Source organism: Mesocryomonas fontinalis (assembly GCF_055730125.2).
This window is the reverse complement of sequence record NZ_JBUZWG020000006.1, coordinates 269,269-296,026: the sequence shown is the minus strand read 5'-3', so window position 1 is coordinate 296,026 and position 26,758 is coordinate 269,269. Positions and strand designations below refer to the sequence as shown.

Genomic DNA, 26,758 nt, shown 5'->3' with positions numbered 1-26,758 from the left:
GGCCCGCCGGACGGGGCGCTGGGTTGCGGGACCGGGCTCACGACCGGTCGCCGGCCAGCACCGGGGGACGCCCCCGCGTGGCATCCGACTCGTAGGCCTCGACGATCGCCTGCACCAGATGGTGGCGCACCACGTCCTTGGACTCGAAGCGGACGGTGACGACGTTCGGAATATCGGCGAGCACCCGCATCGCCTCGACGAGGCCCGACTTCTGGCCGGGCGGCAAGTCGATCTGCGAGGGATCACCAGTGACGACCATGCGGGCGTTCTCGCCGAGCCGCGTCAGGAACATCTTCATCTGCATCGACGTGGTGTTCTGCGCCTCGTCGAGGATGACGCAGCAGTTGGAGAGGGTCCGGCCGCGCATGAAGGCGAGCGGTGCCACCTCGATGGCGCCAGCGGCCAGCGCCCGCTCGACCTTCTCTGCCGGGATCATGTCGTAGAGCGCGTCGTAGAGCGGGCGCAGATACGGATCGACCTTGTCCTTCATGTCGCCGGGCAGGAAGCCGAGCCGCTCGCCCGCCTCCACCGCAGGGCGCGAAAGGACGATGCGGTCGACCTGACCGCGCTCCAGCAGCATCGCGGCATGGGCGACGGCGAGATAGGTCTTGCCGGTACCGGCCGGGCCGACGCCGAGCACCAGCTCCGCCCGGTCGAGGGCGCGCATGTAGGCGTCCTGGGTCGCCGTGCGGGCGTGGATGGTCTTCTTGCGGGTGGCGATCGAGGCGAGCGACAGCCGGCCCTTCTTCTCGAGCGTCGGCAGGACCAGCTGGTCGTCCTGGGCGATAGCCATGCGGATGGCGCCCTCGACGTCGGAGCCTTGCACCTCGCCGCCGGACTGCAGCCGGGCATAGAGCGTGTCGAGCGCCCGGCGCGCCTGCTCGCTGGCCGTGCGCTCGCCGCGCAGCTCGACGGTGTTGCCGCGGGTCCGCGCGTCGACGCCGAGCTTCTGCTCGATCAAGGCAAGGTTCTGGTCGAACTGGCCGAAGAGGGAGCTCGCCAGACGGTTGTCCTCGTAGGTGAGGACGATGTGCGCCATGTCGGAGGCACCGGACGGCGAGGAAGCTCCACGGACAGCCTTCATGCGCTCTTCCTCAACAGGCGGGTTTCAGTCTCGGCGGGGCTCGCCCCTGCGGCCATCAGCGAGTTCGCCAGAAGCCCCTCGATCCGCACCGTCACCACGTCGCCGATCGCGCCCGCCGAAACCGGCAGGACGACGGGCTGCAGATAGGGCGAGCGTCCGACCAGCTGGTGCGGATAGCGGCCGGGCTTCTCGATGAGAACCTCGATCTCCTCTCCGACCAGCGAGGCCATGAAGGCGAGGTTCTGGTCGCGCAGAAGCGCCTGCAGGCGCTCCAGCCGCTCCGACATCACCGCCTCCGGCACGTGATCGGGCAGCAGCGCGCCCGGCGTTCCCGGGCGCGGCGAGTATTTGAACGAGAAGGCCGAGGCGTAGTTGACCGCCCGCACCAGATCGAGCGTCGCCTGGAAATCTTCCTCGGTCTCGCCGGGGAAGCCAACGATGAAGTCGCCGGAGATCGCGATGCCCGGCCGCGTCGCGCGGATCCGCTCGATCAGCGCCAGATAGTCGGCGGCCTTGTGGCGCCGGTTCATCGCCTTGAGGATGCGGTCGGAGCCCGACTGCACCGGCAAGTGCAGGTAGGGCATCAAGGTGCGGAGATCGCGGTGGGCCTCGATCAGATCGTCGGCCATGTCGCGCGGGTGCGAGGTCGTGTAGCGCAGCCGGGCGATGCCGGGGATGTCGGACAGCGCGCGCAGCAGTTGGCCAAGACCGATCTCGGCCCCGTCGTGCTCGCCATACCAGGCGTTGACGTTCTGCCCGAGCAGGGTGATCTCGCGCACGCCCGCTGCCGCAAGGCTCCGCGCTTCCTCGATGATCTGCGCGGTCGGCCGCGACACCTCGGCGCCCCGGGTATAGGGCACAACGCAGAAGGTGCAGAACTTGTCGCAGCCCTCCTGCACCGTCAGGAAGGCTGTGACGCCGCGGGTGCGGGTCTGCCTGGCGGTGGAGGCCGGCAGGTGCTCGAACTTGTCCTCGACGGCATAGTCGGTCTCGACCACGCGCTCGCCCTTGGCGACGCGGGCCAGCGCCTGCGGCAGGCGGTGATAGGTCTGCGGGCCGATGACGAGGTCGACGACCGGCGAGCGTCCGAGGATTTCGCGCCCCTCCGCCTGCGCCACGCAGCCGGCGACGACGACGTTGAGCGTACGCCCGACGCTCGCATGCTCGGCCTTCATCTGGCGGATGCGGCCGAGCTCCGAATAGATCTTCTCGGCGGCACGCTCGCGGATATGGCAGGTGTTGAGGAGGACAAGGTCGGCATCCTCGATCGTCTCGGTCGGCGCATAGCCGTCGCTCGCGAGGGCATCGCCCATCCGCTGCGAATCATAGACGTTCATCTGGCAGCCATAGGTCTTGATGAAGACCTTGCGGGCGGGCGGAGCCCCGACGGTCAAACCGCCGAGCACCGGCGTCAGGGCGTCGTCGCCGGCCAGGGCCGGGAAAGCATCGTCGAGTCTTGAGGTCATGCGCCCTTCTGGAAGACCTGTCAGCAGGCTTTCTATATCGGCTCAGCCGGGGCCGGACGCAAGCGCCGATTGCGGCGTCGGCGCCGCAAGGCGCCGATCCGCCCGCTCCGCGTGCCCCGCCAGGCTCTCGGCCATCATGTGCCGCACCGCGCTCTCGGCCGCCCGCGCCACCGCCTTGCGGTCGCTCTCGCCGGTGAAGACGATCGGCTCGGCGAAACTGATCTCGACGTCGATGGCGCCTTCCTGGAGGAAGCGCAGCAGGTGGGGCGCAAGGCTGACATCGCCCGGCCAGGCGGCGAGCGGGCGGAAGAACCGGCCGAGCGGCAGGCCGTGCGCGCGGACATAGGCGATCGCCACCGGCTGGATCGCCACCGCACCGGCGTCCGAACGGCGCAGCGCCGCCTGCGCGGCCCCGAACAGTGCGGTCTTGAACGGCAGCACCTCGTTGCCGTCCGAGGTCGTCCCTTCCGCGAACAGCACCATCGCATCCCCTGCGGTCAGCCGGTCGGCGATGGCATGCGCCTGGTCGGCCGTGCGGTGACGGGCGTCGCGCTCGACGAAGATCGTCCGCTGCAGCCGGGCCAGAAGCCCGAAGGCCGGCCAGTCCCGCACCTCCGACTTGGCGATGAAGGACAGCGGCATGACATGGCCGAGGGCGATGATGTCGGCCCAGGACTGGTGGTTGGCGACGAGCATCAGCGGCCGCGCCGAAGCCGGCGTGCCGCGGACGATGACGCGCAAACCCGCCAGCGGACAGGCGATACGGTGCCACAGCCAGGGCAGGAAGCGCGCGATCGGCCAGTCGAAGCGAATCGCCAGCGCCTGCAGCGGCAGGCTGACCAGCGTCAGCACCGTCAGCACCACCACCATCAAGGCGATCCGCAACCGGGCCATCAAGCGGCTCCTGCCGCGGGCAGGCCGCGGCCGGTGCCGATCACGACCGGGCCGCGTCCGCCGTCGCTCGCCGGATCAAGGATCTGCATCGCCATGCCGCGCGGTCGCCCTCTTTCGGGCCGGGTTCGCCCCTGTTTCGCCCCTGTTTCAAAAGGCGTTTAGCGAAGCGCCCGCTTGAGGACAAGCGCGCTGGTCTTGCGGCCGCTCGCATCGACATAATAGGCGGGACGGCGGCCGACCTCGGCAAAACGCAGCCGGCGATAGAGCGCCAGCGCGCCCGTATTCTCCTCGTCGACCTCCAGAAACAGCGCCTCGGTGCGATCGGCGTGCAGTCGCTGCAGGACGGCATCCATCAGCAGCCGCCCGACACCCTGGCGGCGGCTCTTCTTCGACACGACGATGGTCAGGATCTCGGCCTCGCCCGCCATGGTCCTGGCGAGGACGACGCCCACCGGCGGGTGGCGCGTATCGCCGACACGGCGGACGACGAAGCCGAAGGTGCCGGCCTGCGACAGGAGGGCGGCGAACTCGTCGCCGGACCAGGGCCGCGCAAACGCCTCGCTGTGCAGCTCGGCGGCAAAATCGATGTCGTCGAGCTCGAGCGGCATGGCGACCAGCTGGCCCTGATGAACCAGGCCGTCCCAGAACGAGACCGTCCACACCCACGGCAGATACCAATACATGGCCGCGCCTTTCCTATCGATCTCCCGCGGTCGCACCGCAAGAAATCCCGTCATGCCCACCCTTACGAGGATCGTACAGCCGAGGCGTTACGGCAAGCTTGCGGCAGCCGGCCCCGGCAAGATCGAATCGGCTGGCCTATGCGAGATCCCCGTCGCCGCTTGTGGCTTGGCGTCGGCACCGCGGAGGTAGAGCGGCCGGACCGGCGCGCCTGCACGCCTCTGCCGGCCAAGCCGGGCGACGGCGGCGATCTCGGTGTCGCCGGCGGGGTTGACGGTCTCGCTCGGCACGCCCGGCAAGGCCGTGGCGGCGATGGCCGCGCCGCTTCCGGCGATCAGAAGGCTCACCTCTCCGGCTCCGGCGCCTTCGAGAAAGGCGGGGAGATCCAGCGGGTCGAGCGCCCGTGGCTCGGCCACCACCCGGCCATCCGCCGCAAAGAGCGCGGCGTAGACCTCGTTGCGCTTGGCATCAATGACCGCAAGGAGGGGTCTGCCGGCGCCACGGTGCGGCTCGGCAAGGGCTTCGAGGCTGGAGATGCCGATGGCGGGAACGCCGAGCGCCAGCGCGAGCCCCTTGGCCGCCGCGACACCGACACGCAGCCCCGTGAAGGAACCAGGGCCGACCACGACGGCAATCTTGCCGATGTCGGCATAGACGACCCCGGCGGTCGCCAGGCATTCGTCGACGAGGCCGATCAGCACCTCGGCATGGCCGCGCCCGATGTCCGGCTCGACCGACGACAGGATTGCGCCGGTCTCCATGTCGCAGAGCGCCACGGCACAGCGCGGGCCCGCGGTGTCGATGCAAAGAAGGATCGGCGGCATGGCTGCGGAGTCTGGCGCTAGGCTCACACCGCCTCGACGGATTCGACCTCGGGGATGAAGTGGCGAAGGAGGTTCTGGATGCCGTGCTTCAGCGTCGCGGTCGAAGACGGACAGCCGGCGCAGGAGCCGCGCATGTTGAGGAACACCGTCCCGTCGCGAAAGCCGCGGAAGGTGATGTCGCCGCCATCCTGAGCCACGGCCGGACGGACGCGGGTCTCCAGCAGTTCCTTGATGGTCGAGACGATGCCGGCGCTCTCCGGCTCGAAGAACTCCTCGCCACTGTCGGACTCGGCAGCTGCGCCATTCTCGGCCATCACCGGCGCATTCGACATGAAATGCTCCATGAGGCCCGCGAGGATCGCCGGCTTCAGGTGCTGCCATTCCGGCCCGTCCTTCGAGACGGTGACGAAATCATAGCCGAAGAAGACGCCGGTCACGCCGTCCACCGCCATCAGGCGGGCGGCGAGCGGCGAGCGGACCTCGGCATCCTCCGGCGACAGGAATTCCGCCGTGCCCTCGTCGAGCACGACGCGGCCGGGCAGGAACTTCAACGTCGCCGGGTTCGGCGTGACTTCGGTCTGGATGAACATGTTTCGTCCTTTCGAGGATGCCTAGATCCTGCGGGAAGCGCTCTTGGCCGGCCGGCTTCGCTTCGCAGCCAAGGTTCGGACGGTGAGGCAAATGACTGAGACTAACCTAGTGATGTTCGCCGCGAAGCAAAAGGGCGACGTGCCGTTCACCGCCGTTCACCGGCACCTCCCCGGCTGTGCCGGGATCAGCAGAGGCTCTCGATGTCCTCGTCGGTCAGCGTCGCCGGAACGATGGTCACCGGAATCGGGAAGGCGGCGGCCTTGCCGGCGATCGAGGAGACCAGCGGACCCGGGCCGTCCGAGCTGTCGCCGGCAGCGAGCACCAGGATGGCGATCTCGCGGTCGGCCTCGATCACCGCGGTGATCTCCTCGACCGTCTTGCCCTCGCGCACCACGAGTTCGGGCTCGATGCCGACGGATTCGCGGATTTCCTCGGCGACCTTCGACAGCCGCGAGTTCGCCTCGGCCTCGGCCTCGGCGCGCATGATCTTCTCGACCCCCAGCCAGTGCTGGAAATCCTCGGCCTCGATGATGTAGAGCAGCACGGCCCCGCCGCCGCTCGCCTTGGCGCGGCGCGCGGCATAGGAGGCGGCGCGGCCGCATTCGGGCGTCGCGTCGACGATCGCCAGGAATTTTCGTTTGCCGCCTGCGTCGCGGCCAATGCGCTTGGAAACCATGGCGGGAACATGGCAGGCGGGCCGGTGGAGAGCAAGCCGTCAGGGCTGCGGCCAGTCGTCCACCGGCCAGTCATCCATGGGCCAATCACGACGCTGGTGGATGATCCGGGTGATCGTGATGACAGTGTCGCCGAGCGTATAGGCGATGATGTAGGGCGTACCCTCCGCGCGCTTCTCGAAGAAGCCCGTGAAGCGGCTTGGTCGGCCGGTTGGATACCGAGCCAAGCGGATCACGGCATCCCTTAGGCGCTGTTGGACAAGACTTGCAACATCTGCGTCACGGTCCACAAGGAAGGCCGTGATCTCCCTAAAATCCCGCCGGGCATCCACGTCCCAGACGAGGCGCCTCATTTCGTGGCGCGACGCCCAACAGCCCTTGGCTCCCGAGATCTTGCCGCCTCGATGATCGCATCGATCTCGGCCATGACCTCGTCATGGGGAATGCCCTCGCCGTTGGCGACGCGCTCCCGTGCGGCCTTCATCTCACCGATGATCCGCAGTTCGCGCGCTGCGTATTCCTCGATCATGTAGGCGACGTAGAAGGATTCGCTGCGGCCGGATTCCGCGGCAAGCCGGGCAAGCTTTTCCGCCGCCTTGCCCTCGATCGTCACCGTGGTCTTCGCCTTCGCCATGATCGGCCCCCGTCGCTCGCTGAATGATACGCAAACGCCGGCGGATAGGCGAGTCAGTCGGCGAGGAGCCCGACGATCCTTTTGACGTCGGCCATGGTCACCGCGGCGATCTCGCGGGCGCGGGCGGCGCCCTTCGACAGCACCCGGTCGATCTCGCCGGGGTCGGCGAGGACGCGGCGCATCTCCGAGGTGATCGGCCCGAGCTTGGCGACGGCAAGGTCCGCGAGTTCCGGCTTGAAGGCCGAGAACTGCTTGCCGCCGAACTCCGACAGGACGTCCGCCTTGGTCCGCTCGGACAGCGCGGCGAAAATGCCGACGAGGTTGTCGGCCTCGGCCCGGCCGGCGAGGCCCTCGACCGCCGACGGCAGCGCGTCGGGATCGGTCTTGGCCTTGCGGATCTTGCGCGCGATGGTCTCGGCGTCGTCGGTGAGGTTGATCCGCGAGAGGTCCGAGGGGTCGGACTTCGACATCTTCTTCGCCCCGTCCTTCAGGCTCATCACCCGCGTCGCTGGGCCCTCGATCAACGGCTCGGTCATCGGGAAGAAGCCCGTCGAGGGCGCGTCGTTCATCGTCATCGGCACGCCAAGGCCGAGTTCGGCGATGCGGTGGGCAAAGTCGTGGTTGAACTTGGCGGCGATGTCGCGGGTCAGTTCCAGGTGCTGCTTCTGGTCCTCGCCGACCGGCACGTGGGTGCCGCGGTAGAGGAGGATGTCGGCGGCCATCAGCGCGGGATAGACGAAGAGCCCGGCCGAGGCGTTCTCGCGGTCCTTGCCGGCCTTGTCCTTGAACTGCGTCATGCGGCTGAGCCAGCCCATGCGCGCGGTGCAGTTGAAGATCCAGGCGAGCTCGGCATGCTCGGGCACCCGGCTCTGGTTGAACACGATGTGCTTCTCGGCGTCGATGCCCGACGCGATGAAGGCGGCGGTCACCTCGCGGATCGAGCGCTCGAGCTGGGCCGGATCCTGCCAGACGGTGATGGCGTGGAGGTCGACGACGCAGAACATGCAGGGATGCGTCGCCTGCAGTGCCACCCAGCGGCGGATCGCACCGAGATAATTGCCGAGATGGAGATTGCCCGTGGGCTGCACGCCGGAAAAGACGCGCGGCTGGAAACCGTTCGAGGCCGCATCCGACATCAGATCATCCCTTTCGCGCCCGGCGGAGAGGACCGGGGATCGGCGGGCTATATGCACGGCGCTGGGGAAGCGATCAAGGCTCGGTGGCCGCCTCATAGGCTGGCAGCACCTGTCGGCTGCCGGCGGAGCATGGCGCGGTGCTCCTCGCGGATGCGGCGCGCCGTGCCGCCGGCGACACCAGCGGTACCGGCCAGCGTCGTGGGCGAATGCCGAAGGCCAGAGCCAGCGGTGGCGGCAGACGTCGGCCGAGCTCGTAGAACAGGAGGCAGCCGAGCACCGTCAGCGCGACGAGGGCGGCATAGGTCGGCCCGACCCCGAGCGACCACGGCAGGAGGAGATAGAGCCCGGTCACCACGATCGTCTGGTGGATGATGTAGAAGGCGAACACGCCCTCGCCGAGATAGGCGAGCAGGCGGCTCGGGCGGTTCAGATGCCGGGCGGCGAAGCCGACCAAGGCGAGGATCGTCCACCAGGCGAGGGCGAAGGTCAAAAGCTTGAACGGCGCCCGCATCTCCGCGTAGCCGCCGACGAAAGGTGCTGCAGCGGTGCCAAGCGACACGCCCGCCAACACGGCGCTGAGCAGCGCGGCGAGCCCGAGACTGCGCCAGCGCAAGGCGACGATGCGGCCGATGAGCGGCCCATGGTGCCGGGCGAAGACATAGCCGAGGCCGAACCAGGCCGACCACGTGGCGAACCAGGCGCCGTCATTGTAGAGCGCGTTGGTCTGGCGCGGAAAGAACGGCGACAGGCCAAGGTTCAGCGCCAGCGGCGCGAGGAAGAAGGCGTAGAGCCAGGGGCCGCGGGCGGCTTGCTCGAGCTTGCCGGAAAGCCCGCCTGGCCTTGTGGCCCATCGGAGCAGCGGCACCACGGCGACCATGATCGCCAGGAGATAGCCGACGAACCACATGTGCGCCCAGGTGATGTTGCCCTCCGGGTATTTGCCCTCGGTGAAGTAGCGCGTCAGCCAGAAGGTCGCGAGCGAGCCTTTGTAACCCTCCTCCATCACCCGCTCGCACCAGACCTGCGGAACGACGAAAAGCGCCATGGCGGCCATCAGCGGCGGCAGAAGGCGGCGAAGGCGCTCGGCGAGAAAGACGGAAGGACGGGTGCGGGACGCGGCAAAGCAGGCGCCCATGCCGGCGACGAAGAACAGCAGCGGCAGCCGCCAGGCGCGCGGCTGGTTCATCACCGCCTCCAGGAGCGCGCTCGTCTCGGCGCTGTGGACCAGCCAGACCATCCCCGGAAAGAAGGCGGCGGAGGCGTGATAGAGGATGAGGACGCCGAAGGCCCCGACCCTCAGCGCGTCGACATAGTGCAGTCGCTCGCCACGTTCGCCTGCCATCTCTGCCGTTCCCGCGCGGCCGGCCCATCCGGACGTCGACGCATCGGAACATGAAATGGTTGCAGATATACCGGAGCTAACCCGCTAAACGTGTAGGCAGGCAAGCGAAACGCCGACACATCCGGTGGCCGGGCGCGCCGACCGGGAAACGCTCCGGGATCCGGAGGCGCGCGATGGCCTCCGCTCAGCGCCGGCGCTTCACGACCTTCAGCACGAGGTTGCGGTCGACGGCGCCGGTCGCGAGCGTCAGCGCGAAGTAGACGGCCATGGCGGCGCCAACGAGGACGCCGATGCCGGCGATCTGCGAGACGACGCTGGCGCTCGGCACCAGCCAGGGCCGCGTCAGCCCTTCGAGCCCGACAAGGGCGATGCCCATCAGGCCGGCCGAGACGAAGACCAGGGCGCCGCGCTTCACCAGCGGCCGGTCGAGGTGCCAGAGCCCCTTGCGGCGGAGGCCCTCGAACAGCAGCAGCGCGTTCATCCAGCCGGCGAGCGTCGTCGCCAAGGCGATGCCCTTCTCGGCGAAGTAGTAGAAGAGGATCAGCGACAGCACGATGTTGCCGACCGCCGAGGCCGATGTGACGATCATCGGCGTGCGGGTGTCCTCGCGGGCGAAATAGCCGGGCGAGAACACCTTGATCAACACGAAAGCCGGCAGGCCGAGGGCGTAGAGGCCGAGCACGTCGGCGACAGCCTTGGTGGTTCCGGCATCGAAGGCGCCGCGCTCGTAGATCAGCCGGATGATCGGCTCGGGGATCAGGAACAGCGCCACCGCCGCCGGGACGGTGAGGAACAGTGCAAATTCGAGGCTGCGGTTCTGGGTGTGCTGCGCCTCGGCAAGGCGCCCGGCCTTCAGCGCCCGGGCAAGCTCGGGCAGCAGCACGACGCCGATGGCGACGCCGACCATGCCGAGCGGCAGCTGGTAGGGCCGGTCGGCATAGGTGAGGATCGACACCGCGCCCGGCTTGTAGGAGGCGATGGCCTGGCCGACGAAGAGGTTGATCTGGGTGATGCCGCCGATCAGCGCGGCGGGCCCGGCGAGGATCAGGAGACGCCTCAGGCCCTTGGTCCAGCGCGGCCGCTGCAGCGAGACGCCGAAGCCCGCCATCCGCATGGCGAAGGTGACGACGGCCAGCTGCGCGACGCCAGCGACGAGCACGCCCCAGCTCATCAGGAAGCCGATGGTGCGGGTGTCGGCGCCGGTCCAGTGGCACCAGGCGAGAACGCCGATCAGGATGAAGTTGAGGAGGCTCGGCGCGATTGCCGCGGCGAAGAAGCGGCGGAAGGCGTTGAGGATGCCCGACACCATCGCCATCAGCGACATCGAGGCGAGGTAGGGGAACATGATGCGCGAGAAGGCGACGGTGATCTCGAAGCGGTCGTCGCAGGAGATCGCTTGCGCGGCGTTGGCGGGATCGTCGACGCAGGCGGCAAGGCCGGGCGCGATCACCGTCTGCACGAGGAAGGGCATGAACACCATCGCAATGGCTGTGACGCCGGCGAGGACGACGAAGAGCGTCGAGAAGATCTCCGTCGCGAAGGCCCGTGCGCCCTCCTCGCCGTCTTCCTCCAGCGAGCGGGCGAAGAGCGGGATGAAGGCGGCGTTGAACGCGCCTTCGGCAAACAGCCGGCGGAAGAGGTTGGGGAAGCGGAAGGCGAGGTTGAACGCGTCGGCAACCGGCCCGATGCCGAGCGCCGAGGCCATCATCATCTCGCGGCCGAAGCCGAAGACGCGCGAGAAGAGGGTCGCGCCACCGACGGTGGCAAATTTGGAGATCAGGCTCATTTGGCGGCGAAACCGAAAGCTTTGGTGGAGGGCATGGCGGTGCGCGAGGAAAGCTCGCCCTCCGGGCTCTCGAACACCGAGGTGAGGCGCTGCTCGATCCGCTCGACGCGGCTGGGGCTGGCGATCTTCATGCCGATGAGGTCGGTGACGTAGAACACGTCGACCACCTTCTCGCCATAGGTGGAGATGTGCGCCGAGCGGATGTCGAGACTGAGGTCGGAGAGCGCGCTGGTGAGGTCGGACAGGAGGCCCGGGCGGTCGATGCCGTCGACCTCGACCACCGTGAACTGGTTCGACAGCGCGTTGTCGACGGTGACGCGCGGCTTCAGCGAGAACAGCTTCATGCCGCGGCCGTTCTTGCGCTGGGCGATGAGGTCCGGCATGCCCTGCTTGCCCTGCAGCACCTCGCGGATGTAGCGCCCGATCCGCTCGGCCCGGCGCAGTTCGTCCTCGTCATCGGCAAATTCACGGTTGATGGTGATGACGTCGAGCGCCCGTCCATCGGTCATGGTGAAGATCTGCGCGTCGGCGATGTTGCCGCCGGCCGCCGCGCAGCCGCCGGTGATGATCGACAGCAGCCGCGGATGGTCGGGCGCGAGAACGGTGATCTCGGTGATCGCCTGGTAGGCGTCGGTGCGCACCATGGTGGCCAGCTGCTCGTCGCCCTCCCCCGTCTGGCGGATGAAGTCGGCATGCCGGCGCTGCTCCTCGAGCGGCGTCGTCAGGAAGTAGTTCTGGTAATGCAGCTCGACATAGGCCTCGGCCTCCGCCGCCGGCCAGTCGGCGAGGCGCTCGGCGAGCTTCTCCTTGGCATGGGCGAAGCGCTGCTTGCGCGAGGACTGCGAGAAGCCGCCGGTCAGCATCAGCTCGGTCTCGTAGTAGAGCGTGCGCAGGAGCTGCCCCTTCCAGCCGTTCCAGACGCCGGGGCCGACGGCGCGGATATCGCAGACGGTGAGCACGGTCAGCAGCTTCAGCCGGTCGAGGGTCTGGGCGCGTTCGGCGAAGTCGATGATCGTCTTGCGGTCGTTGAGGTCGCGCTGCTGGGCGGTCATCGACATCACCAGGTGCTCCTCGATCAGCCAGGCGACGAGCTCGGTCTCGCGCTCGTCGAGGCCGAGGCGCGGGCAGAGTTCGCGGGCGATCTTCGCGCCGGCGATCGAATGGTCCTGCGGCCGCCCCTTGGCGACGTCGTGCAGCAGCAGCGCCACGTAGAGCGGCACGCGGTCCTTCAGCGGGGTGACGATCTCGCTCGCCATCGGATGGTCGGCGACGAGCTCGCCCTTCTCGATCCGCGAGAGGATGGCGACCGAGCGCAGCAGGTGCTCGTCGACGGTATAGTGGTGGTACATGTTGAACTGCATCATCGAGACGATGCGGCCGAAATCCGGGATGAAGCGGCCGAGCACGCCGGCCTCGTTCATGCGCCGCAAATGCAGCTCCGGGTCGGTCACGTCGGTGAGGACGTCGAGGAACAGGCTGTTGGCGTCCGGATCCTCCCTCAGCGCCGGCCCGATCAGCCGCAGCGAGCGGCGGATCAGCTTCAGCGCATCCGGGTGATATTCGAGCTTCAGCGCGGCAGCGAGCGCAAAGATCCGGATGAGGTTGACCGGATCCTTCTCGAAGACCTCCTTGCCGCTGATGTTGATGCGGTTGTTGTCGATGTGGAAGTCGAGCGTGCCGGGAATTTTTCGGGCTCGGTTGCGAAGGCTGCGCACGAAGCCCTTCAGGCCCGGCAAGTCCTTCGCCTGCTCTTCCTCCAGCGCCGCGCAGAAGATGCCGGTGAGGTCGCCGACCTCCTTGGCGATCAGGAAGTAGTGCTTCATGAAGCGCTCGACGTCGCGCATGCCCGGATGGGCATTGTAGCCGAGCCGCCGGGCGATCTCCGGCTGGATGTCGAAGGACAGGCGCTCCTCGGCCTTGCCGGTGAGGAAATGCATGTGGCAGCGCACCGCCCAGAGGAAATCCTCGGCCTTGCGGAAGAGGCGCGCCTCGCGCCGCGAGAACACGCCGGCGGCGACGAGTTCCTCCGAGGTCTCGACGCGGTAGTAGTCCTTGGCGATCCAGAACAGCGTGTTGAGGTCGCGCAGGCCGCCCTTGCCCTCCTTGACGTTGGGCTCGACGAGATAGCGGGTGTCGCCGCTCTTGGTGTGGCGGGCATCGCGCTCGGCAAGCTTGGCGGCGACGAATTCCTGCGCGGTGCCTTGCACCACTTCCTTGTCGAAGCGCTCGGAGAGTTCCTCCAGCAGCATGCGGTCGCCGACCACCAGCCGGCGCTCCAGGAGCGCGGTGCGGATGGTGAAGTCGGTCTTGGCGAGCTTGATGCACTCCTCCACGGACCGGGTGGCGTGGCCGACCTTGAAGCCGAGATCCCAGAGCAGATAGAGCAGGAATTCCAGCACCTGCTCACCGAGGACGGTCTGCTTGTAGGGCAGCAGGAACAGGAGATCGATGTCCGAGCCCGGCGCCAGCGTCCCCCGGCCATAGCCGCCGACGGCCACCACGGCGACACGCTCGCCGGAGGAGAGGTTGGAGGCGACGAAGACGCGCTCGAGCGCGAAGTCGTAGACCGCGCGGATGATCTCGTCCTGCAGGGCCGACAGCCGGGCGGCGCAGAACAGGCCGCTGCCGTCCTCGAACAGCATGGCTTCCGCCGCGGTGCGGCCGGTGGCGATGCGGTCCTTCAGGAGGGCGAGCACGTCGGCCCGCATCTTGGCTGGCGCGACGCTGCCGGGCTCGGCGCCCGCCGAAGCGGCGAGGTCGCGCACCAGAGCGGGCACGTCGATGATCTCGCCCATGCGCAGGCCGGCCACGCCCTCGGCCGGAGCGTTTTCCTTCAGCGAGATCTTGCGGGTTTCCAGCGGCATGTCATCGGTCCTGCCGCAGCCCCGTCGTCACCGCGACGGACCTCGGATCAATAGCGTCGGACCGGGCGTATAGGCCATTTCGGTTAACGTCGCCATGCGAACCGTCGCGGCACTCGCTCGGAGGAGCGCGTCAGCCGAGAAGCCGGCCCCGCCTGCAGTCCTTGTCGACGCGCAGAGCGCAGAGTGGGCGCGCCGCTTCGCGTCAGGCGAGCGACTTCAGGCGGTAGAGCGCCTCCAGCGCCTCGCGCGGGCTCATCTCGTCGGGGTTAATGCCGGCGAGCGCCGCCAGCGCCGCCGGCGGCTCGGCTACCTTGTCGGGCTCGCGCCGGGCAACGGCGGCAAACAGCGGGAGATCGTCGATGAAGGCGGTGCGCTTCTCGCCTTGCTCGCCCTTCTCCAGCTCATGCAGCACCTGCCGCGCGCGGTCGATGACGCTCGGCGGCAGGCCGGCGAGCTTCGCCACCTGGACGCCGTAGGAGCGGTCGGCGACGCCGGGCTTCACCTCGTGCAGGAAGATCACCTCGCCCTCCCACTCCTTCACCCGCATGGTGGCGTTCTTCAGCCGCTTCAGGCGGGACGAGAGCGCGGTCATCTCGTGGAAGTGGGTGGCGAACAGTGCCCGGCAGCGGTTCGCCTCGTGCAGGTGCTCGACCGCGGCAAAGGCGATCGACAGGCCGTCATAGGTCGCGGTGCCCCGGCCGATCTCGTCGAGGATCACCAGCGTGCGCACATCGGCCTGGTTGAGGATCGCGGCGGTCTCGACCATCTCGACCATGAAGGTCGAGCGCCCCTCCGCCAGATCGTCGGACGCGCCGACGCGCGAGAACAGCCGCTCGACGACGCCGATATGCGCCGAGGTCGCCGGCACGTAGGCGCCAGCCTGGGCGAGGACGGCGATCAGCGCGTTCTGGCGCAGGAAGGTCGACTTGCCGCCCATGTTCGGGCCGGTCAGCAGCCAGATCGCGCCGGCCTTGGAATCCTTGCCGCTGGCCGACGGCGGCGAGAGGTCGCAGTCGTTGGCGATGAAGGGATCGCCCGATCCCGCCTTCAGCGCCGCCTCGACCACCGGATGCCGGCCGCCCTCGATGGCGAAGGCGAGGCTGTCGTCGACCTCCGGCCGGGTCCAGGCCTCGGACAGCGCAAGCTCCGCCAGCGCTGCGGAAACGTCGAGCACGGCGAGCGCCTCGGCCGCCTGCTGCAGCGGCGCGGAGGCCGCGACGATAACCGCCGACAGCGTCTCGAACGATGCGAGTTCCAGCGCCAGCGCCTCGGCGGCGGCCCCGGCGATGCGGCTTTCGAGGTCGGAGAGCTCCACGGTCGAGAAGCGCAGGCAGTTCGCCATGGTCTGGCGGTGGAAGAAGCGCGCCTTCAGCGCGTCGGTGCCGTTCAGCGAGGGTGCATGCGCCTCGGAGACCTCGACGAAATAGCCGAGCACGTTGTTGTGCTTGATCTTCAGCGAGCGGACGCCGGTCTCCTCGGCATAGCGCCCCTGCAGCTCGGCGATCACCCGGCGCGAGCGGTCGCGCAGCGCGCGCGCCTCGTCGAGCCCGGGAATGGCGCCGTCGCGGATGAAGCCGCCGTCGCGCTTCTGCAGCGGCACGGTCTCGGCCAGCATGCCGGCAAGCTCCCCCTCGATGCCGGCCGGCAGCGCCGCGAGCCCTGCGACGGCAGCTCCGAGCTCGTCCGGCAGCGGCTTGCCGGCGAGCAGTGCGGCGATCTCGCGGGCGACGGCGAGCCCGTGGCGAACGGCGGCAAGGTCGCGCGGGCCGCCGCGTTCGAGCGACAGGCGCGACAGCGCGCGCTCGGTGTCGGGCAGCGTCTTCAGAAGCGCGCGCAGGCCCGCACGCAGGCCTTGCTCCTCGGCGAAGAAGCCGACCGCATCGAGCCGCCGCCGGATCGCCGCCGGTGCCGTCAGCGGGCCGGCGAGGCGCTGGGCGAGGAGGCGCGAGCCGCCGCCGGTGGCGGTGCGGTCGATGGTGGCGAGCAGGCTGCCCTGCCGCTTGCCGTCGGTCGAGCGGGTCAGCTCGAGGCTCGCCCGGGTCGCCGGGTCGATCAGCATCACCGCATTGCTGCCGAGGCGCTCGGGCCGCGCGAGAGCCGGCTTGGCGGCGAACTGCGTCTTCGAGAGATAGGCGAGGAGCGCGGCGGCCGCGGCAAGCTCCGCCCGGCCGAACTCGCCGAAGCCGTCGAGCGTCGCGACATCGTAGAAGCGGCAGAGCCGCGCGGCGGCCGTCGCGGCATCGAAGAGCACGGCAGGCTCCGGCCGAGCAAGCTGGCGAAGCTGGGCAAACAGCGGCTTCAGCGCCGCATCGTGGAACACCGTGTCGGCGACGATGATCTCCGACGGCTCGACCGCCAGCATGTCGGTCGACAGCCGCGCCGCATCGCTCGCCTTGACGGTGAACTGCCCGGTCGAGAGATCGGCCCAGGCCAGCGCGTACTCGGCCTGCGGCCCCGAGCCGCCGAGGCGGGCAAGGCTCATCAGATAGTTCGGCCGGCCGGGATCGAGCAGGCGCTCTTCGGTGATGGTGCCGGGGGTGACGAGGCGGACGACGTCGCGCTTGACCGGCGACTTGCCACCGCGCTTGCGCGCCTCGGCCGGATCCTCCAGCTGCTCGCAGACCGCGACGCGGTGGCCGAGGCCGATCAGCCGCTGCAGGTAGTCGTCGGACGAGACCACCGGCACGCCGCACATCGGGATGTCCTCGCCCTGGTGCTTGCCGCGGCGGGTCAGCGCGATGCCGAGCGCGCGCGAGGCGATGGCGGCGTCCTCGAAGAACAGCTCGTAGAAATCGCCCATCCGGTAGAACAGCAGGCAATCGGGATTGGCCGCCTTGATCTCGATGTACTGCGCCATCATCGGCGTCGGGGCGTTCTCCTCTTTCATCGCGGCGATCGATCGTCTCCTAGAAGTTCTGCCCCGATAGGCCGCCTCAAAGAGCAGCTCCGAAGGCGGACCGCCGGGCTGCCGGCCCTCCGGCGGGCCGCTGGCAGCGTGGCACCTCTGGCATAGCGGTGGGGCGCGGCGGCGGAAAGGCCCCGGCCCCGCTGTCCACCGTTGTGGCCGCACCGGAAGAGGCGAGAGCAACACTGCAAGAGAATTGCGTGCGCCGCACACGCGGCCATTATCAAGCGGCGGGGGCCGTTCTATATTGGGGCGGTGCGGGTGGCCATCTGGTCCGCCTGCCAGTCCCCGAGGAACGCATGACCCACCGCCCGTCGCTGACCACTCTCCTGACAATGCTCGCCTTTACCGGCATCGCGCATGGACAGGCGGCGGAGCCCGCCAAGGCGGCCGTGCGCGTCAACGTCTATGATTTTGCGGTCGAGAACCCGGTCGACGATTCCAGCCTTCGCTTCGCGCCGACGCTCGGCGAGACCGTGCCTGAGGTGATCCACCTGGTGCCGCTCGAAGGCGAGGCGAGCTACGCCTACTTCTACTACAACGGCCTGCCGGTGATCGTCGATGTCACCACCCGCAGCGTCGTCCGCGTCGGCCAGTAGAGCCGCGCCTCCGCGCTGACGGAGCGGCTGACGGAGCGGCTGACCTCGGGCTGCGTCGCGTTCAGGCCGCGTCCGGGAAGGCTTAGTCCGGGAAAGCCTAGTCTGGAAGAGGCTTGAACGCCCAGCCTCTTGTGGTGTGTGAGACCAAACCGCAGCAAGGCTTGGCCGCCGCCTTCTATCGCTCAGGCGGCGAAGCGCGAGTCCGGCCCGTAGTATTCGATGTAGCGCGGATCGATGTTGGCGACCGGGACGACCACGAGCACGTCGGTGGTGCCGAACTGCGCATCGACCACGGCGTCGCCGCCGATATAGCCGCCTATCCTCAAATACCCCTTCAGCAGCGGCGGCAGCGAGGCCAGCGCCCGGCGCGGGTCGGCGCAGACGACGTCCTCGTCCACCGGCAGGCCGCGGTGCGGCTGCGCCAGGACCCGCCATTCGGCCGGCGCCGAGGCGTTGGAGCGCAGGAACGACAGCGGCAGCGCCAGTCTTTCGGGGTCGGTACCCGACAGCGAGGCGCAGCCGAACAGCACGTCGATGCGGTGCTGGCGGACATAGGCCATGATGCCCTGCCAGAGCAGCTCGACCGTGCGCTTGCCGCGATAGGGCTTCAGCACGCAAGAGCGGCCGAGCTCCATGAAGCGCTTGCCGGGGTGGCGGGCAATCAGCGGCGCGATCTGGAATTCCTGCTCGGTATAGTAACCGCCGGCCATCGCCGCCGCTTCCGGCAGCATCAGCCGGTAGGTGCCGACGATCTGCTCGGCGAGGCGGCCGCCGCGGGCGGTGTCGACCACCAGAAGGTGATCGCAGTAGCGGTCGAAGGTATCCTTGTCGCGCCGGGTGAGCTTCTGCAGCACCGAGGGCTTGGCCGACATCTCCTCGTAGAACACATGGTAGCGCAGCTGCTGCGCCGCCTTGACCTCGTCGCGCGACCGGGCGAGGCGCACCTCAAGCGTGCCGAGGCGGCCGAGGACGCGACCATTCGGATCGAAGCGGCCCTTCATCCGGCGGACCGGCGCTGGAACGAAGGCGCGCACCGCGGCGCCCAGCGGATAGTGCCCCAGGTCGCCGGAGCCCGGCGTGGCGTCGGCCGTCCTCAATAGGTTCATGTGACCCTCCACCTCAGACACCTGCGGTTCCGCCGCCTGTTGTAGCGAATTATATTCGTTCCGCGAAGCTTTCGTGACCGAAACGCGCCCGCCGTCCATTCGCGGCAGGACTGCGTCCTTTATCGGCCCTTCACGCTTCACGATACGGCGACCGCAAGGCGACCGCGGATGCCGCCATCGACGATCCGCTGCGCCGCGCCGATGAGGTCGTCGAAGCCGATCTCGGTAGTGATGTCGGCGAGCCGTGCCGGATCGAGATCGGCCGCCAACCGGCGCCAGGCCTCGAGCCGCTCCGGTTTGGGCGCCATGACGGAATCGATCCCGAGAAGCGAAACCCCGCGCAGGATGAACGGTGCAACCGATGCCGGAAGGTCCATGCCCTGGGCCAGCCCGCAGCACGCGACGACACCCTTGTAATGGGTCTGCGCCAGGACATTGGCAAGGGTATGGCTGCCGACGGAGTCGATGGCGGCGGCCCAGCGCGGCGCGGCCAGCGGCTTGCCGGGCGCGGAGAGCTCGGCCCGGTCGATGATCTCGGTCGCGCCGAGGCCCTTCAGGTACGCCGCCTCCGCCGGCCGGCCGGTCGAGGCGACGACCTCCCAGCCGAGGCCGGCGAGCAGCGCCACGGCGATCGAGCCGACGCCGCCGGCGGCGCCCGTCACCAGCACCGGGCCGTCGCCCGGCTTGCGGCCGGCGGCCTCGAGCGCCATCACACACAGCATCGCGGTATAACCGGCAGTGCCGATGCCCATCGCCTGCATCGGCGTGAAGGCCGCCGGCAACGGCACCAGCCACTCGCCCTTCAGCCGGGCGCGCCCGGCATAGGCGCCGTAATGCGTCTCGCCGACGCCCCAGCCGTTGAGCACCACGCGGTCGCCCGCCGCCCAGTCGGGATTGGCCGACGAGATCACCGTGCCGGCGAGGTCGATGCCGGGGATCATCGGCCAGCGGCGCACCACCGGCGAGCGGCCGGTGATGGCAAGGCCGTCCTTGTAGTTCACCGTCGTGGCGTCGACCGCGATGTCGACGTCGCCGTCCATCAGCTGGTCCGGCGTCATCTCGACGATCTCGACGGATTGCACCCGGTCTTCGCCGCGCGAGACGAGGATCGCCCTGAAACTGTCGCTCATCCGCCGTCTCCTTGTCTGTTCTGCGCTGTGCCCATACCCCGCTTCTGGCCTCAGTCGCCGCGCGGTTCGGCGGCCGCCTGCTTCCTGCGGCCCGCCAGCAGGAACTCGTCGAGGACGATGATCGCTGCGCCGACGGAGATGAAGGCGTCGGCGAGGTTGAACACCGCGAACGACCAGACCGGCGTGTGGAACAGCACGTAGTCGGTGACGTAGCCGAGCCGCACGCGGTCGATCAGGTTGCCGATCGCGCCGCCGACGATGATCGCGAAGGCGAAATGCGTCAACTTCCGGTCGGCCGGCGTCTTCCACCAGAGCCAGGCGACGAAGCCGAGCACGGCGGTGGCCAGCAGCACGAGGCCGATGTCGTCGAAGCCGGCGAACATCGAGAAGGCGATGCCCTCGTTGCGGGCGTGGTAGAGCGCGAGGAACGGCAGCAGCTCGATCGCGCTGCCGAGCGGCATCTCGGCAACCACCACGGCCTTGATCGCCTGGTCGGCGACGACCGCAAGCGCCACGATGAAGGCGTTGACGGCGAGCATGATCCTCACAGCACGAGCGCCTTGCGCCGGACCTCGAACAGCATGATGCCGGTGGCGATGGCAAGGTTCAGGCTGTCGGCCCGGCCGGCCTGGGGAATGCGAAGCAGCATCTCGCAGGATTTCGCCAGCGGCTCGGAGAGGCCCGCCTGCTCGTTGCCCATCAAGAGCAGCGTCGCCTTGGCGGCATAGTCGGGCGTCCGGTAGTCGGTGGTGCCGGACATGTGGGTGCCCGCGACAAGGCCGCGGAATTTCGTGCGCCAGCCGAGGAACTGCCCCTCGCTCGCCCGGACGATCGGCACGGCGAAGATCGAGCCCATCGTGGCGCGCACGGTCTCCAGCGAGAACGGGTCGACGCAGTCGCCGATCAGCACCACGCCCTTGGCACCGACGGCGTCCGCAGTGCGCAGGATGGTGCCGAGATTGCCGGGATCGCGCACCCGATCGAGCGCCACCACGACGCCGTCGCGGCCGATGTCGAGCGCGTCGAGGCCGACGGTCTTCTGCTTGAACACCCCGATGGCGCTCTGCGGGTTGTCGCGCCGGGTGATGACGCCCAGCACCTTCTCCGAGGCCTCCACCACGTCTGCGCCAAGCGCCACGGTGCGGGCGGCGGTCTTGGTCAGCAGCGGATTATGCAGCTGGGATTTCGCGACCACCAGCGTCTCGATCTTCCAGCCGGCGTCGAGCGCGTCGATGACGAGCTTCAGCCCCTCGGCGATGAACAGGCCGGTCTCCTCGCGGTGCTTCTTCAGCCCGAGCGCACGGATGTCCTTGATGATCGGGTTGGAGACGCTGGAAAGGTCTTTTACCCGGCCGGGGGCGGCAAGGTCAGGCCGGCGGGGCGCGCGTTCGGGCTGGTCGGCGTGGTCGTCGTTGCGATCGTCGGGCATCAGGGGATCCAGCGCGAAAAGAGCGAGGTGGAGAGGCTGCGCGGCTCGTCGCCGGCCTCGCGGATGATCAGCTCGCCGGATTCGATCGTGCCGCCCTTGCCGCGCAGGGTCTGCGCCATCAGCGCCGAAAGCGAGTAGAACGACGAGCGGATGGAGTAGGCGGTGAGGATCAGCCCGAGCGGGCGCTCCGACAGGAGATCGCGCGACAGGTCGAGGAGATGGGGCAGGTCGTCAAAGATCTGCCAGACCTCGCCCTTCGGGCCGCGGCCGAATTTCGGCGGGTCGAGAAGGACGATGTCGTAGCGGCTACCGCGCTTCACCTCGCGCTCGGCGTAGCGCACGGCATCCTCGCAGATCCAGCGGATCGGCTTGTCGGTGAGGCCGGCGAGCTCCTGGTTCTCGCGCGCCCAGAGGATCGCCTTCTTCGAGGCGTCGACATGCGTCACCTCGGCGCCGGCCCGGGCGGCGAGCAGCGAGGCAAGGCCGGTATAGCCGAACATGTTGAGCACCCGCACCGGGCGCCTGGCCGCCTCGATCGCCGCGGTGACATAGGCCCAGTGGCCGGCCTGCTCGGGAAACACGCCGGTGTGGCGGAACGACGTGAAGCGGCCGAGATAGGACAGGCCCTTGTGCTCCAGCGGCCAGGTCTCGCCGAGCGGCGTCTTCGGGAAGCGCCAGCGGCCGATGCCTTCCTCGTCGGTATCGCCGGTGAAGACGGCATCGGCATCCTCCCAGTCGGCATCGGGGAGCCGGCGCTGCCAGATCGCCTGGTTCTCCGGCCGGCGCACGACGACGGGACCGTAGCGCTCGAGCTTTTCGCCGGCACCGGAGTCGAGGAGGGCGTAGTCGCCATCCGGCTCGACGGTGAGGATCACCGGCAGGCGCTCCTGCGGCCGCGCGCCGGCATGGCTGCGCAGCGGCGGCCGGTCGGCGTTGGCGACGCGCGCGACCGCCGGCTCCGGCGCAGGCTCGGCAGGCGCCGAGACGGCTGCGGGCGTTTCGCGCCGGCGGGTTTCACGCGGCCTGAACGGCGGCGGTTCTTTGCGGGGACGGCGCGGTCCGCTCAACGGGGCATTTCCTTGCGGCTGACAATCGGCATGGGCTCCTCTATCTCTTTGGCTGCCGCTTGGCAAAACGCCGGCGCGCGGCAGGGCAAGCCGAACGGGGGTCGACCGACCTCATGACGGACGGATGCCCTCGCCTCGACCGATGGAACGGCAAAGATGGAACGGCCCTGGCGCATCCTTTTCGGATGCCAGACGGTTTGGCCGGCAGCAGTCCTTTTTCCGCAGCGAGGAAGGCGGCAGAAGGGACGAGGATATGGATCTCACCGGCGAATTTCGCCTGCCCGCCCCGCGGGATGCCGTCTGGACGGCGCTGAACGACCCGGCGGTACTCGGCGCATGCATTCCCGGCTGCGAGCGGCTGGAAATGACCTCGCCCGGCCGCATGGAGACGACGGTCTCGTTTCGGATCGGGCCGATCCGGCTGCGGCTGAACGGCATCATCCGGCTTGAAAACGTCGAGGCGCCCTCGCGCTATACGATCATCGGCGAGGGCAAGGGCGGCATGGCCGGGTTCGCCAAAGGCAGTGCCGACGTCCGGCTCGAGGAAGACGGGCATGAGACCGTGGTGCACTATGCCGTTCTCGACACCGAAATTTCCGGACGGATCGCCCAGTTCGGCGGACGGCTGATCGAATCGACGATCAACAAGCTCGCCACGCGCTTCTTCGACGCCTTCGCCGCCCACCTTGCGGCAGGCACGCAGCCGGCACCGGGGGTCTCGAAGCCAGCCGGTGCTTAGGTCAGGGAATGGCGAAGAGCGACACGTCGCTGACCTGATTGCCGGAAGCCCAGCACTTCCTCAGCATCCGGCCAAGCTAAATGCCAGCAGACTTCGCTCGGGGCAGCGTTCCTCTACGCGCTGCCCCGAAAGTCGGCGCACGTCAGGTCAGGCGGCGCGGGGTGCGACGAGGGCGGTCGATGTCGGGACCGGTTCTTCGCGCAGCAGGCGCAGGCGCTCGTTGGCGTCATCCGCCTCGCGGCGAAGCCGTGCGACCTCGGCCTTGCGGAGCGCGGCCTTGCGACGGTAGTGCGCCTGGGTCAGCCAGGTGCCCATGCCGCCGAGGACGACCCCGACGATCACCGCGCCCATCAGGATGATGAACAGCGGCAGGCCGAAAGTGAAGTGCGGCATGGTGCCAAGCGGATCGAGCGAGATGGTGACCACCTCGCGGTTCGATACGCAGAACACGACCAGGAGGATCGCCAGCGGCACCAGGATCACGAAGGACAGAATTCTGGAGATCATCATGCATCCCTGCGCTTGTCGTCCTGGTTTCACCGGACGCGGTCTTGCCAGAGCATCGATATGGCAGTCCGGCGCGGATGGTCAATCGCGCCGTGTCGATGACGGCTTGCGACGCCCGGCCGGCGGACCGGTCCGAGAGCCGGCGGGGCGGGTCAGCCGCCGTCGTTCAGGCGCTCGCGCAGCTCCTTGCCGGCCTTGAAGAACGGCACCCACTTCTCCTCGACATCGACCGACTCGCCGGTGCGCGGGTTGCGGCCGGAGCGCGGCGGGCGGTTCTTCACCGAGAAGGCGCCGAAGCCGCGCAACTCGACGCGGTTGCTCTCGCAGAGCGCGTCGGTGATCTCGTCGAAGATGGCGTTGACGATGGTCTCGACGTCACGCTGGTAGAGGTGCGGATTTCGGCTCGCGATGATCTGCACGAGTTCGGACTTGATCACGGACTGCTCCAGTGTCTTTGGGTCGAAAGGGGCGGATCGTCCGCCGACGGCGATTTCCGGAAATGCCCATGCTGCCCGAGAACGGGCCAGATGTCGGCGGCTCCGGCGAACGCCGGCCTGCGGTGCGTGACCTCTAAACCGACTTTAACGGCAGCGGGATGGCGAGATCAATATGCCAGATCGCTCTTCGGCTTCGCAACGGCCGCGTCAACGCCCGCCGAAGCCGGCGCCGGGCGACCAGAGCGAGACGAGGCCGCTGATCTGGCCGGTGCCCCGCGCCAGCGCCTGCGGCAAGGTCTCGGCCGCCGGATCGAGGCCGAGGGTGGCGAAGGCGAAGGCGCGCGCCTCGGCGAAGGGCGACCAGCCGAAGCCATCCTCCTTCGCCGGCTTGCGGTCGACGATCTCGAGGCCCTTGGCGACTTTCCGGTCGTTCTCCAGCCAGGAACGCACTTCGTCCTCGCCGCCCAGCGCGTCGACGAGATGGTTGGCAAGACCCTGCCTCCCGGTGAAGACCGAGCCGTCGGCGAGCCGCAGCACTTCGGCCGGATCGATCGGCCGGCGCTCGCCGACCAGCGCGACGAACCACTGGTAGGTGTCCATCACCAGGCGGCGGATCATGTCCTGCGATTCCTGGCTCGCCGGCGCGAAGGGCGAGGGCTCGGCCTTCATCGGCGACGACTTGATGGCCTTCACGTCGACGCCGACATTGCCGAGCAGCACCGATGCGTCGACATACTGGAACAGCACGCCGATCGAGCCGACGATCGAGGTCTCGCGGGCGACGATGTGATCCGAGGCGGCGGCGACCATATAGCCGGCGGAGGCGGCGAGAGTGCCGACCTCGGCGGCCACAGGCTTGACCTTGGCGATCTCGCGGGCGGCACGGTAGAGCGTCTCGCCACCGACCGTGGTGCCGCCGGGGCTGTCGATCCGCAGGATCACCGCTTTGACCGAGGCGTCGTCTTTGAGGTCCTTCAGGAGGTCGAGCAGCTTGTCGTCCTCGGTGATCAGGCCCGCGATCTCCACCCGGGCGATCTGGTTGCCGACGCCGAGCGGGCCATCAGCGGACCGCAGCGCCAGCGGGATGCCGACGACCGCCGCGGCGAGGAAAAGCACCGCCAGCACGCGCCAGAAGCCGAGCTTGCGCCGAAGGCGTCGCCGGTCGATCAGGTCCTGTGCAGAGGCCAAGTCACATCCACCATCATGATTTGCTAACCCTTGTTCGATAGACTTTCGCCAGGGGCTTGCCAAGCGCGACAAAAACGCGGGCGGGGCCCCTCTCTTTAACGGGACGCAAAAATCCCATATTGCTGGCATACCGGCTCGCTCTCTCGGGAGCGGTCACGGTCAACCTTCGTTCGCCGCCCGCCCCGGCGCCTGGCCTGGCGCTCGGGCGCCATCGTGATGCAGCATCAGGCAGAAAGCGCAGGACAAGCGGTTTGACGGCGAGCACAGGACACATGGACAGGGCGGTGCCGACGGCTGTCTTCGGCGGCCAGCACGATCATGTCCGCTCGGAGCGCGAATTCGCCCGCGCCCGCCGGCACTCGCGCCTCGTCCGGGTGCTGAAGGTCGGCTTGCCGCTGCTCGCCGTGGTCATCGTCGTCGGCGGTGGCCTCGTCACCTTCTTCGCGCGCAGCCTTCCGGACGACGTCTCGATCTCCTCCGCCAGCCTCGACAACGGCCGCATCGTCATGGAGGACCCGCGGATGACGGGCTTCGACAAGGCCGGCCGGCCTTATTCGATGGTCGCCCAGCGCGCCATCCAGTCGCTCGACGGCGGCGGCGTCGATCTCGAGACGATCAAGGCGAACGTCGGGGTGCGCGCCGATACCACCGCCGACATCGTCGCCACGCGCGGCCACTACGACCAGAAGGCGCAGAAGCTTAATCTCTTCGACGACATCACCGTCGACACCACCGATGGCATGTCGATCCGGCTGAAGGACGCCGAGATCGACCTCGCCGCGGGCAACATGGTCGGCAAGGGTCCCGTGGCGATCGACATGCCCAACCAGACGATCAATGCCGGCTCGCTCACCGTCAAAAACGGCGGCAAGCTCTTGAGCTTCGGCGACGGCGTCAAGATGACCATGCTGCCCTCCGCTTCAGACGCTCCGACCGACGCGAACGCTGCGTCCGACACCGCCCGCCCCGCCCCTTCCGAAAGCTCAGCGCCATGACACGCCCGCTTCTCCCCTTCGCCCGCCATCTCGTCCTGGCCGGCCTGCTCTGCGCAACCGCGCCGGCTTTCGCCCAGGCGCCCGGCACCTTCAACGGCCTGAATGTGCAAGGCGACCAGCCGATCGCGATCGAATCCGACCAGCTCGACGTCGACGATGCCAAGGCGCTCGCGACCTTCAGCGGCAACGTCTCGGTGTCGCAGGGCGAGACGTTGATCAAGACGGCGAAGCTTTTGGTCTACTACATCAAGGCCCCGGCGGCCGATGCGAAGGCCCCTGCGAACGCACCGAAACCGAAGCTCGCGGCTTCCAAGGGTGCACTGCCCGGCGGCAACAACCAGATCGACCGGATCGAGGCGAGCGGCAAGGTCTACATCAAGTCGACCGACCAGGTGGCGACGGCCGAGACCGCCAATTTCGACATGAAGACGCAGCTCGCCGTGCTGACGGGCAACGTGGTGCTGTCGCAAGGCGAGAACGTCGCCCGGGGACCCAAGCTCACCATCCACATGGACACCGGCATCGCCCAGTTCAGCGGCGGCGGCAACGGCGGTGGCCGCATCAAGATGCTGATGGCGCCGGACCAGAAGCCCGCCGGCCAGTAGGCCGCGCTGCTGGCGGCCCGCAAGGGCCGCCGTCCCGGCGTCTCGTCCGGGACCGCTTACCGCAACAGGACGCCC

At 68.6% G+C, this 26,758-nt stretch carries 26 protein-coding genes; 4 read left to right on the top strand and 22 right to left on the bottom strand.

From position 1 onward, the window contains the following. Window positions 1-37: 37 nt before the first annotated feature. The 14 genes from ACZL02_RS16605 to mutS all read right to left on the bottom strand — a co-directional run bounded on the left by ACZL02_RS16605 (window position 38) and on the right by mutS (window position 16,863). A complete protein-coding gene (locus ACZL02_RS16605) occupies window positions 38-1,084 on the bottom strand; it encodes a PhoH family protein (RefSeq protein WP_472939360.1) in 1,047 nt (348 codons plus the stop codon). Beyond that, window positions 1,081-2,550 (bottom strand): tRNA (N6-isopentenyl adenosine(37)-C2)-methylthiotransferase MiaB, encoded by a 1,470-nt coding sequence (gene miaB, locus ACZL02_RS16600; protein WP_472939359.1) that lies wholly within the window; start codon window positions 2,548-2,550, stop codon window positions 1,081-1,083. Before miaB ends, ACZL02_RS16605 begins: the two co-directional genes overlap by 4 nt. Window positions 2,551-2,592: 42 nt before the next feature. Then, complete coding sequence (gene olsA, locus ACZL02_RS16595) at window positions 2,593-3,447, bottom strand: lyso-ornithine lipid O-acyltransferase (protein WP_472939358.1); 855 nt, start codon at window positions 3,445-3,447, stop codon at window positions 2,593-2,595. Between the two features lie 155 nt (window positions 3,448-3,602). Further along, the gene (locus ACZL02_RS16590; RefSeq protein WP_472939357.1) at window positions 3,603-4,127 is read right to left on the bottom strand and encodes a GNAT family N-acetyltransferase; all 525 of its coding nucleotides are present in this window, start codon (window positions 4,125-4,127) and stop codon (window positions 3,603-3,605) included. An 87-nt stretch (window positions 4,128-4,214) separates the two neighbouring features. Further along, window positions 4,215-4,949 carry a tRNA (adenosine(37)-N6)-threonylcarbamoyltransferase complex dimerization subunit type 1 TsaB gene (gene tsaB, locus ACZL02_RS16585; protein WP_472939356.1) on the bottom strand — a complete coding sequence of 245 codons (735 nt, stop codon included), beginning with the start codon at window positions 4,947-4,949 and terminating at the stop codon, window positions 4,215-4,217. Between the two features lie 23 nt (window positions 4,950-4,972). Next, entirely contained in the window at window positions 4,973-5,539 is a 567-nt protein-coding gene (locus ACZL02_RS16580; protein WP_472939355.1) for a NifU family protein, read from the bottom strand. 185 nt (window positions 5,540-5,724) lie between these two features. Then, entirely contained in the window at window positions 5,725-6,216 is a 492-nt protein-coding gene (locus ACZL02_RS16575) for a universal stress protein (RefSeq protein ID WP_472934378.1), read from the bottom strand. 39 nt (window positions 6,217-6,255) lie between these two features. Beyond that, window positions 6,256-6,567, bottom strand: a complete 312-nt coding sequence (locus ACZL02_RS16570; protein WP_472939354.1) for a type II toxin-antitoxin system RelE/ParE family toxin — start codon at window positions 6,565-6,567, stop codon at window positions 6,256-6,258. Continuing rightward, on the bottom strand, window positions 6,564-6,848 hold the full coding sequence (locus ACZL02_RS16565) for a CopG family ribbon-helix-helix protein (protein WP_472939353.1): 285 nt from the start codon (window positions 6,846-6,848) through the stop codon (window positions 6,564-6,566). The genes ACZL02_RS16570 and ACZL02_RS16565 overlap by 4 nt, the downstream gene beginning before the upstream one ends. Window positions 6,849-6,901: 53 nt before the next feature. Then, window positions 6,902-7,984 (bottom strand): tryptophan--tRNA ligase, encoded by a 1,083-nt coding sequence (trpS, locus tag ACZL02_RS16560; RefSeq protein WP_472939352.1) that lies wholly within the window; start codon window positions 7,982-7,984, stop codon window positions 6,902-6,904. Window positions 7,985-8,057: 73 nt separating this feature from the next. Then, on the bottom strand, window positions 8,058-9,326 hold the full coding sequence (locus tag ACZL02_RS16555; protein ID WP_472939351.1) for an acyltransferase family protein: 1,269 nt from the start codon (window positions 9,324-9,326) through the stop codon (window positions 8,058-8,060). A 184-nt stretch (window positions 9,327-9,510) separates the two neighbouring features. Beyond that, the gene (gene murJ, locus ACZL02_RS16550; protein WP_472939350.1) at window positions 9,511-11,112 is read right to left on the bottom strand and encodes a murein biosynthesis integral membrane protein MurJ; all 1,602 of its coding nucleotides are present in this window, start codon (window positions 11,110-11,112) and stop codon (window positions 9,511-9,513) included. Beyond that, entirely contained in the window at window positions 11,109-13,907 is a 2,799-nt protein-coding gene (locus ACZL02_RS16545) for a [protein-PII] uridylyltransferase (protein WP_472939604.1), read from the bottom strand. Before ACZL02_RS16545 ends, murJ begins: the two co-directional genes overlap by 4 nt. Before the next feature lie 271 nt (window positions 13,908-14,178). After that, on the bottom strand, window positions 14,179-16,863 hold the full coding sequence (gene mutS / locus ACZL02_RS16540) for a DNA mismatch repair protein MutS (protein WP_472939349.1): 2,685 nt from the start codon (window positions 16,861-16,863) through the stop codon (window positions 14,179-14,181). A 317-nt stretch (window positions 16,864-17,180) separates the two neighbouring features. Between mutS and ACZL02_RS16535 the strand changes: the two genes are divergently transcribed. Further along, on the top strand, window positions 17,181-17,480 hold the full coding sequence (locus ACZL02_RS16535; RefSeq protein ID WP_472939348.1) for a DUF1236 domain-containing protein: 300 nt from the start codon (window positions 17,181-17,183) through the stop codon (window positions 17,478-17,480). Window positions 17,481-17,662: 182 nt separating this feature from the next. Here the strand turns inward: ACZL02_RS16535 and olsB are convergent, their stop codons facing one another. The 5 genes from olsB to ACZL02_RS16510 all read right to left on the bottom strand — a co-directional run bounded on the left by olsB (window position 17,663) and on the right by ACZL02_RS16510 (window position 22,212). Continuing rightward, entirely contained in the window at window positions 17,663-18,586 is a 924-nt protein-coding gene (gene olsB, locus ACZL02_RS16530; RefSeq protein ID WP_472939347.1) for a l-ornithine N(alpha)-acyltransferase, read from the bottom strand. 137 nt (window positions 18,587-18,723) lie between these two features. Further along, the gene (gene acuI, locus ACZL02_RS16525; RefSeq protein ID WP_472939346.1) at window positions 18,724-19,716 is read right to left on the bottom strand and encodes an acrylyl-CoA reductase (NADPH); all 993 of its coding nucleotides are present in this window, start codon (window positions 19,714-19,716) and stop codon (window positions 18,724-18,726) included. A gap of 50 nt (window positions 19,717-19,766) precedes the next feature. Further along, on the bottom strand, window positions 19,767-20,255 hold the full coding sequence (lspA, locus tag ACZL02_RS16520) for a signal peptidase II (protein WP_472939603.1): 489 nt from the start codon (window positions 20,253-20,255) through the stop codon (window positions 19,767-19,769). 5 nt (window positions 20,256-20,260) lie between these two features. After that, window positions 20,261-21,145: a TrmH family RNA methyltransferase gene (locus ACZL02_RS16515; RefSeq protein ID WP_472939345.1), complete on the bottom strand. Its 885-nt coding sequence runs from the start codon at window positions 21,143-21,145 to the stop codon at window positions 20,261-20,263. After that, window positions 21,145-22,212, bottom strand: a complete 1,068-nt coding sequence (locus tag ACZL02_RS16510) for a class I SAM-dependent methyltransferase (protein ID WP_472939344.1) — start codon at window positions 22,210-22,212, stop codon at window positions 21,145-21,147. Before ACZL02_RS16510 ends, ACZL02_RS16515 begins: the two co-directional genes overlap by 1 nt. Before the next feature lie 253 nt (window positions 22,213-22,465). Between ACZL02_RS16510 and ACZL02_RS16505 the strand changes: the two genes are divergently transcribed. After that, complete coding sequence (locus ACZL02_RS16505; protein WP_472939343.1) at window positions 22,466-22,951, top strand: SRPBCC family protein; 486 nt, start codon at window positions 22,466-22,468, stop codon at window positions 22,949-22,951. A gap of 147 nt (window positions 22,952-23,098) precedes the next feature. Here ACZL02_RS16505 and ACZL02_RS16500 read toward each other — a convergent pair whose 3' ends face one another. The 3 genes from ACZL02_RS16500 to sppA all read right to left on the bottom strand — a co-directional run bounded on the left by ACZL02_RS16500 (window position 23,099) and on the right by sppA (window position 25,083). Then, on the bottom strand, window positions 23,099-23,458 hold the full coding sequence (locus ACZL02_RS16500; protein WP_472939342.1) for a lipopolysaccharide assembly protein LapA domain-containing protein: 360 nt from the start codon (window positions 23,456-23,458) through the stop codon (window positions 23,099-23,101). Between the two features lie 152 nt (window positions 23,459-23,610). Beyond that, the gene (locus ACZL02_RS16495) at window positions 23,611-23,895 is read right to left on the bottom strand and encodes an integration host factor subunit beta (RefSeq protein ID WP_472934364.1); all 285 of its coding nucleotides are present in this window, start codon (window positions 23,893-23,895) and stop codon (window positions 23,611-23,613) included. 207 nt (window positions 23,896-24,102) lie between these two features. Beyond that, the gene (sppA, locus tag ACZL02_RS16490) at window positions 24,103-25,083 is read right to left on the bottom strand and encodes a signal peptide peptidase SppA (protein ID WP_472939341.1); all 981 of its coding nucleotides are present in this window, start codon (window positions 25,081-25,083) and stop codon (window positions 24,103-24,105) included. A gap of 284 nt (window positions 25,084-25,367) precedes the next feature. On the opposite strand from sppA, the gene lptC reads away from it, so the two are divergent. Beyond that, window positions 25,368-26,078 carry an LPS export ABC transporter periplasmic protein LptC gene (gene lptC, locus ACZL02_RS16485; protein WP_472939340.1) on the top strand — a complete coding sequence of 237 codons (711 nt, stop codon included), beginning with the start codon at window positions 25,368-25,370 and terminating at the stop codon, window positions 26,076-26,078. Further along, entirely contained in the window at window positions 26,075-26,683 is a 609-nt protein-coding gene (locus ACZL02_RS16480; RefSeq protein ID WP_472939339.1) for an LptA/OstA family protein, read from the top strand. Before lptC ends, ACZL02_RS16480 begins: the two co-directional genes overlap by 4 nt. Window positions 26,684-26,758 lie beyond the last annotated feature (75 nt).

What these genes read in the sequence shown, in the direction of transcription:
- ACZL02_RS16605 (WP_472939360.1), bottom strand. Translation starts at nt 1,084, where the DNA reads ATGAAGGCTGTCCGTGGAGCTTCCTCGCCGTCCGGTGCCTCCGACATG.
- ACZL02_RS16565 (WP_472939353.1), bottom strand. Translation starts at nt 6,848, where the DNA reads ATGGCGAAGGCGAAGACCACGGTGACGATCGAGGGCAAGGCGGCGGAA.
- ACZL02_RS16580 (WP_472939355.1), bottom strand. Translation starts at nt 5,539, where the DNA reads ATGTTCATCCAGACCGAAGTCACGCCGAACCCGGCGACGTTGAAGTTC.
- mutS (WP_472939349.1), bottom strand. Translation starts at nt 16,863, where the DNA reads ATGAAAGAGGAGAACGCCCCGACGCCGATGATGGCGCAGTACATCGAG.
- ACZL02_RS16575 (WP_472934378.1), bottom strand. Translation starts at nt 6,216, where the DNA reads ATGGTTTCCAAGCGCATTGGCCGCGACGCAGGCGGCAAACGAAAATTC.
- ACZL02_RS16480 (WP_472939339.1), top strand. Translation starts at nt 26,075, where the DNA reads ATGACACGCCCGCTTCTCCCCTTCGCCCGCCATCTCGTCCTGGCCGGC.
- tsaB (WP_472939356.1), bottom strand. Translation starts at nt 4,949, where the DNA reads ATGCCGCCGATCCTTCTTTGCATCGACACCGCGGGCCCGCGCTGTGCC.
- ACZL02_RS16555 (WP_472939351.1), bottom strand. Translation starts at nt 9,326, where the DNA reads ATGGCAGGCGAACGTGGCGAGCGACTGCACTATGTCGACGCGCTGAGG.
- ACZL02_RS16570 (WP_472939354.1), bottom strand. Translation starts at nt 6,567, where the DNA reads ATGAGGCGCCTCGTCTGGGACGTGGATGCCCGGCGGGATTTTAGGGAG.
- ACZL02_RS16535 (WP_472939348.1), top strand. Translation starts at nt 17,181, where the DNA reads ATGACCCACCGCCCGTCGCTGACCACTCTCCTGACAATGCTCGCCTTT.
- ACZL02_RS16505 (WP_472939343.1), top strand. Translation starts at nt 22,466, where the DNA reads ATGGATCTCACCGGCGAATTTCGCCTGCCCGCCCCGCGGGATGCCGTC.
- miaB (WP_472939359.1), bottom strand. Translation starts at nt 2,550, where the DNA reads ATGACCTCAAGACTCGACGATGCTTTCCCGGCCCTGGCCGGCGACGAC.
- ACZL02_RS16500 (WP_472939342.1), bottom strand. Translation starts at nt 23,458, where the DNA reads ATGATCTCCAGAATTCTGTCCTTCGTGATCCTGGTGCCGCTGGCGATC.
- olsB (WP_472939347.1), bottom strand. Translation starts at nt 18,586, where the DNA reads ATGAACCTATTGAGGACGGCCGACGCCACGCCGGGCTCCGGCGACCTG.
- ACZL02_RS16545 (WP_472939604.1), bottom strand. Translation starts at nt 13,907, where the DNA reads ATGGGCGAGATCATCGACGTGCCCGCTCTGGTGCGCGACCTCGCCGCT.
- acuI (WP_472939346.1), bottom strand. Translation starts at nt 19,716, where the DNA reads ATGAGCGACAGTTTCAGGGCGATCCTCGTCTCGCGCGGCGAAGACCGG.
- lspA (WP_472939603.1), bottom strand. Translation starts at nt 20,255, where the DNA reads ATGCTCGCCGTCAACGCCTTCATCGTGGCGCTTGCGGTCGTCGCCGAC.
- trpS (WP_472939352.1), bottom strand. Translation starts at nt 7,984, where the DNA reads ATGTCGGATGCGGCCTCGAACGGTTTCCAGCCGCGCGTCTTTTCCGGC.
- ACZL02_RS16515 (WP_472939345.1), bottom strand. Translation starts at nt 21,145, where the DNA reads ATGCCCGACGATCGCAACGACGACCACGCCGACCAGCCCGAACGCGCG.
- murJ (WP_472939350.1), bottom strand. Translation starts at nt 11,112, where the DNA reads ATGAGCCTGATCTCCAAATTTGCCACCGTCGGTGGCGCGACCCTCTTC.
- ACZL02_RS16590 (WP_472939357.1), bottom strand. Translation starts at nt 4,127, where the DNA reads ATGTATTGGTATCTGCCGTGGGTGTGGACGGTCTCGTTCTGGGACGGC.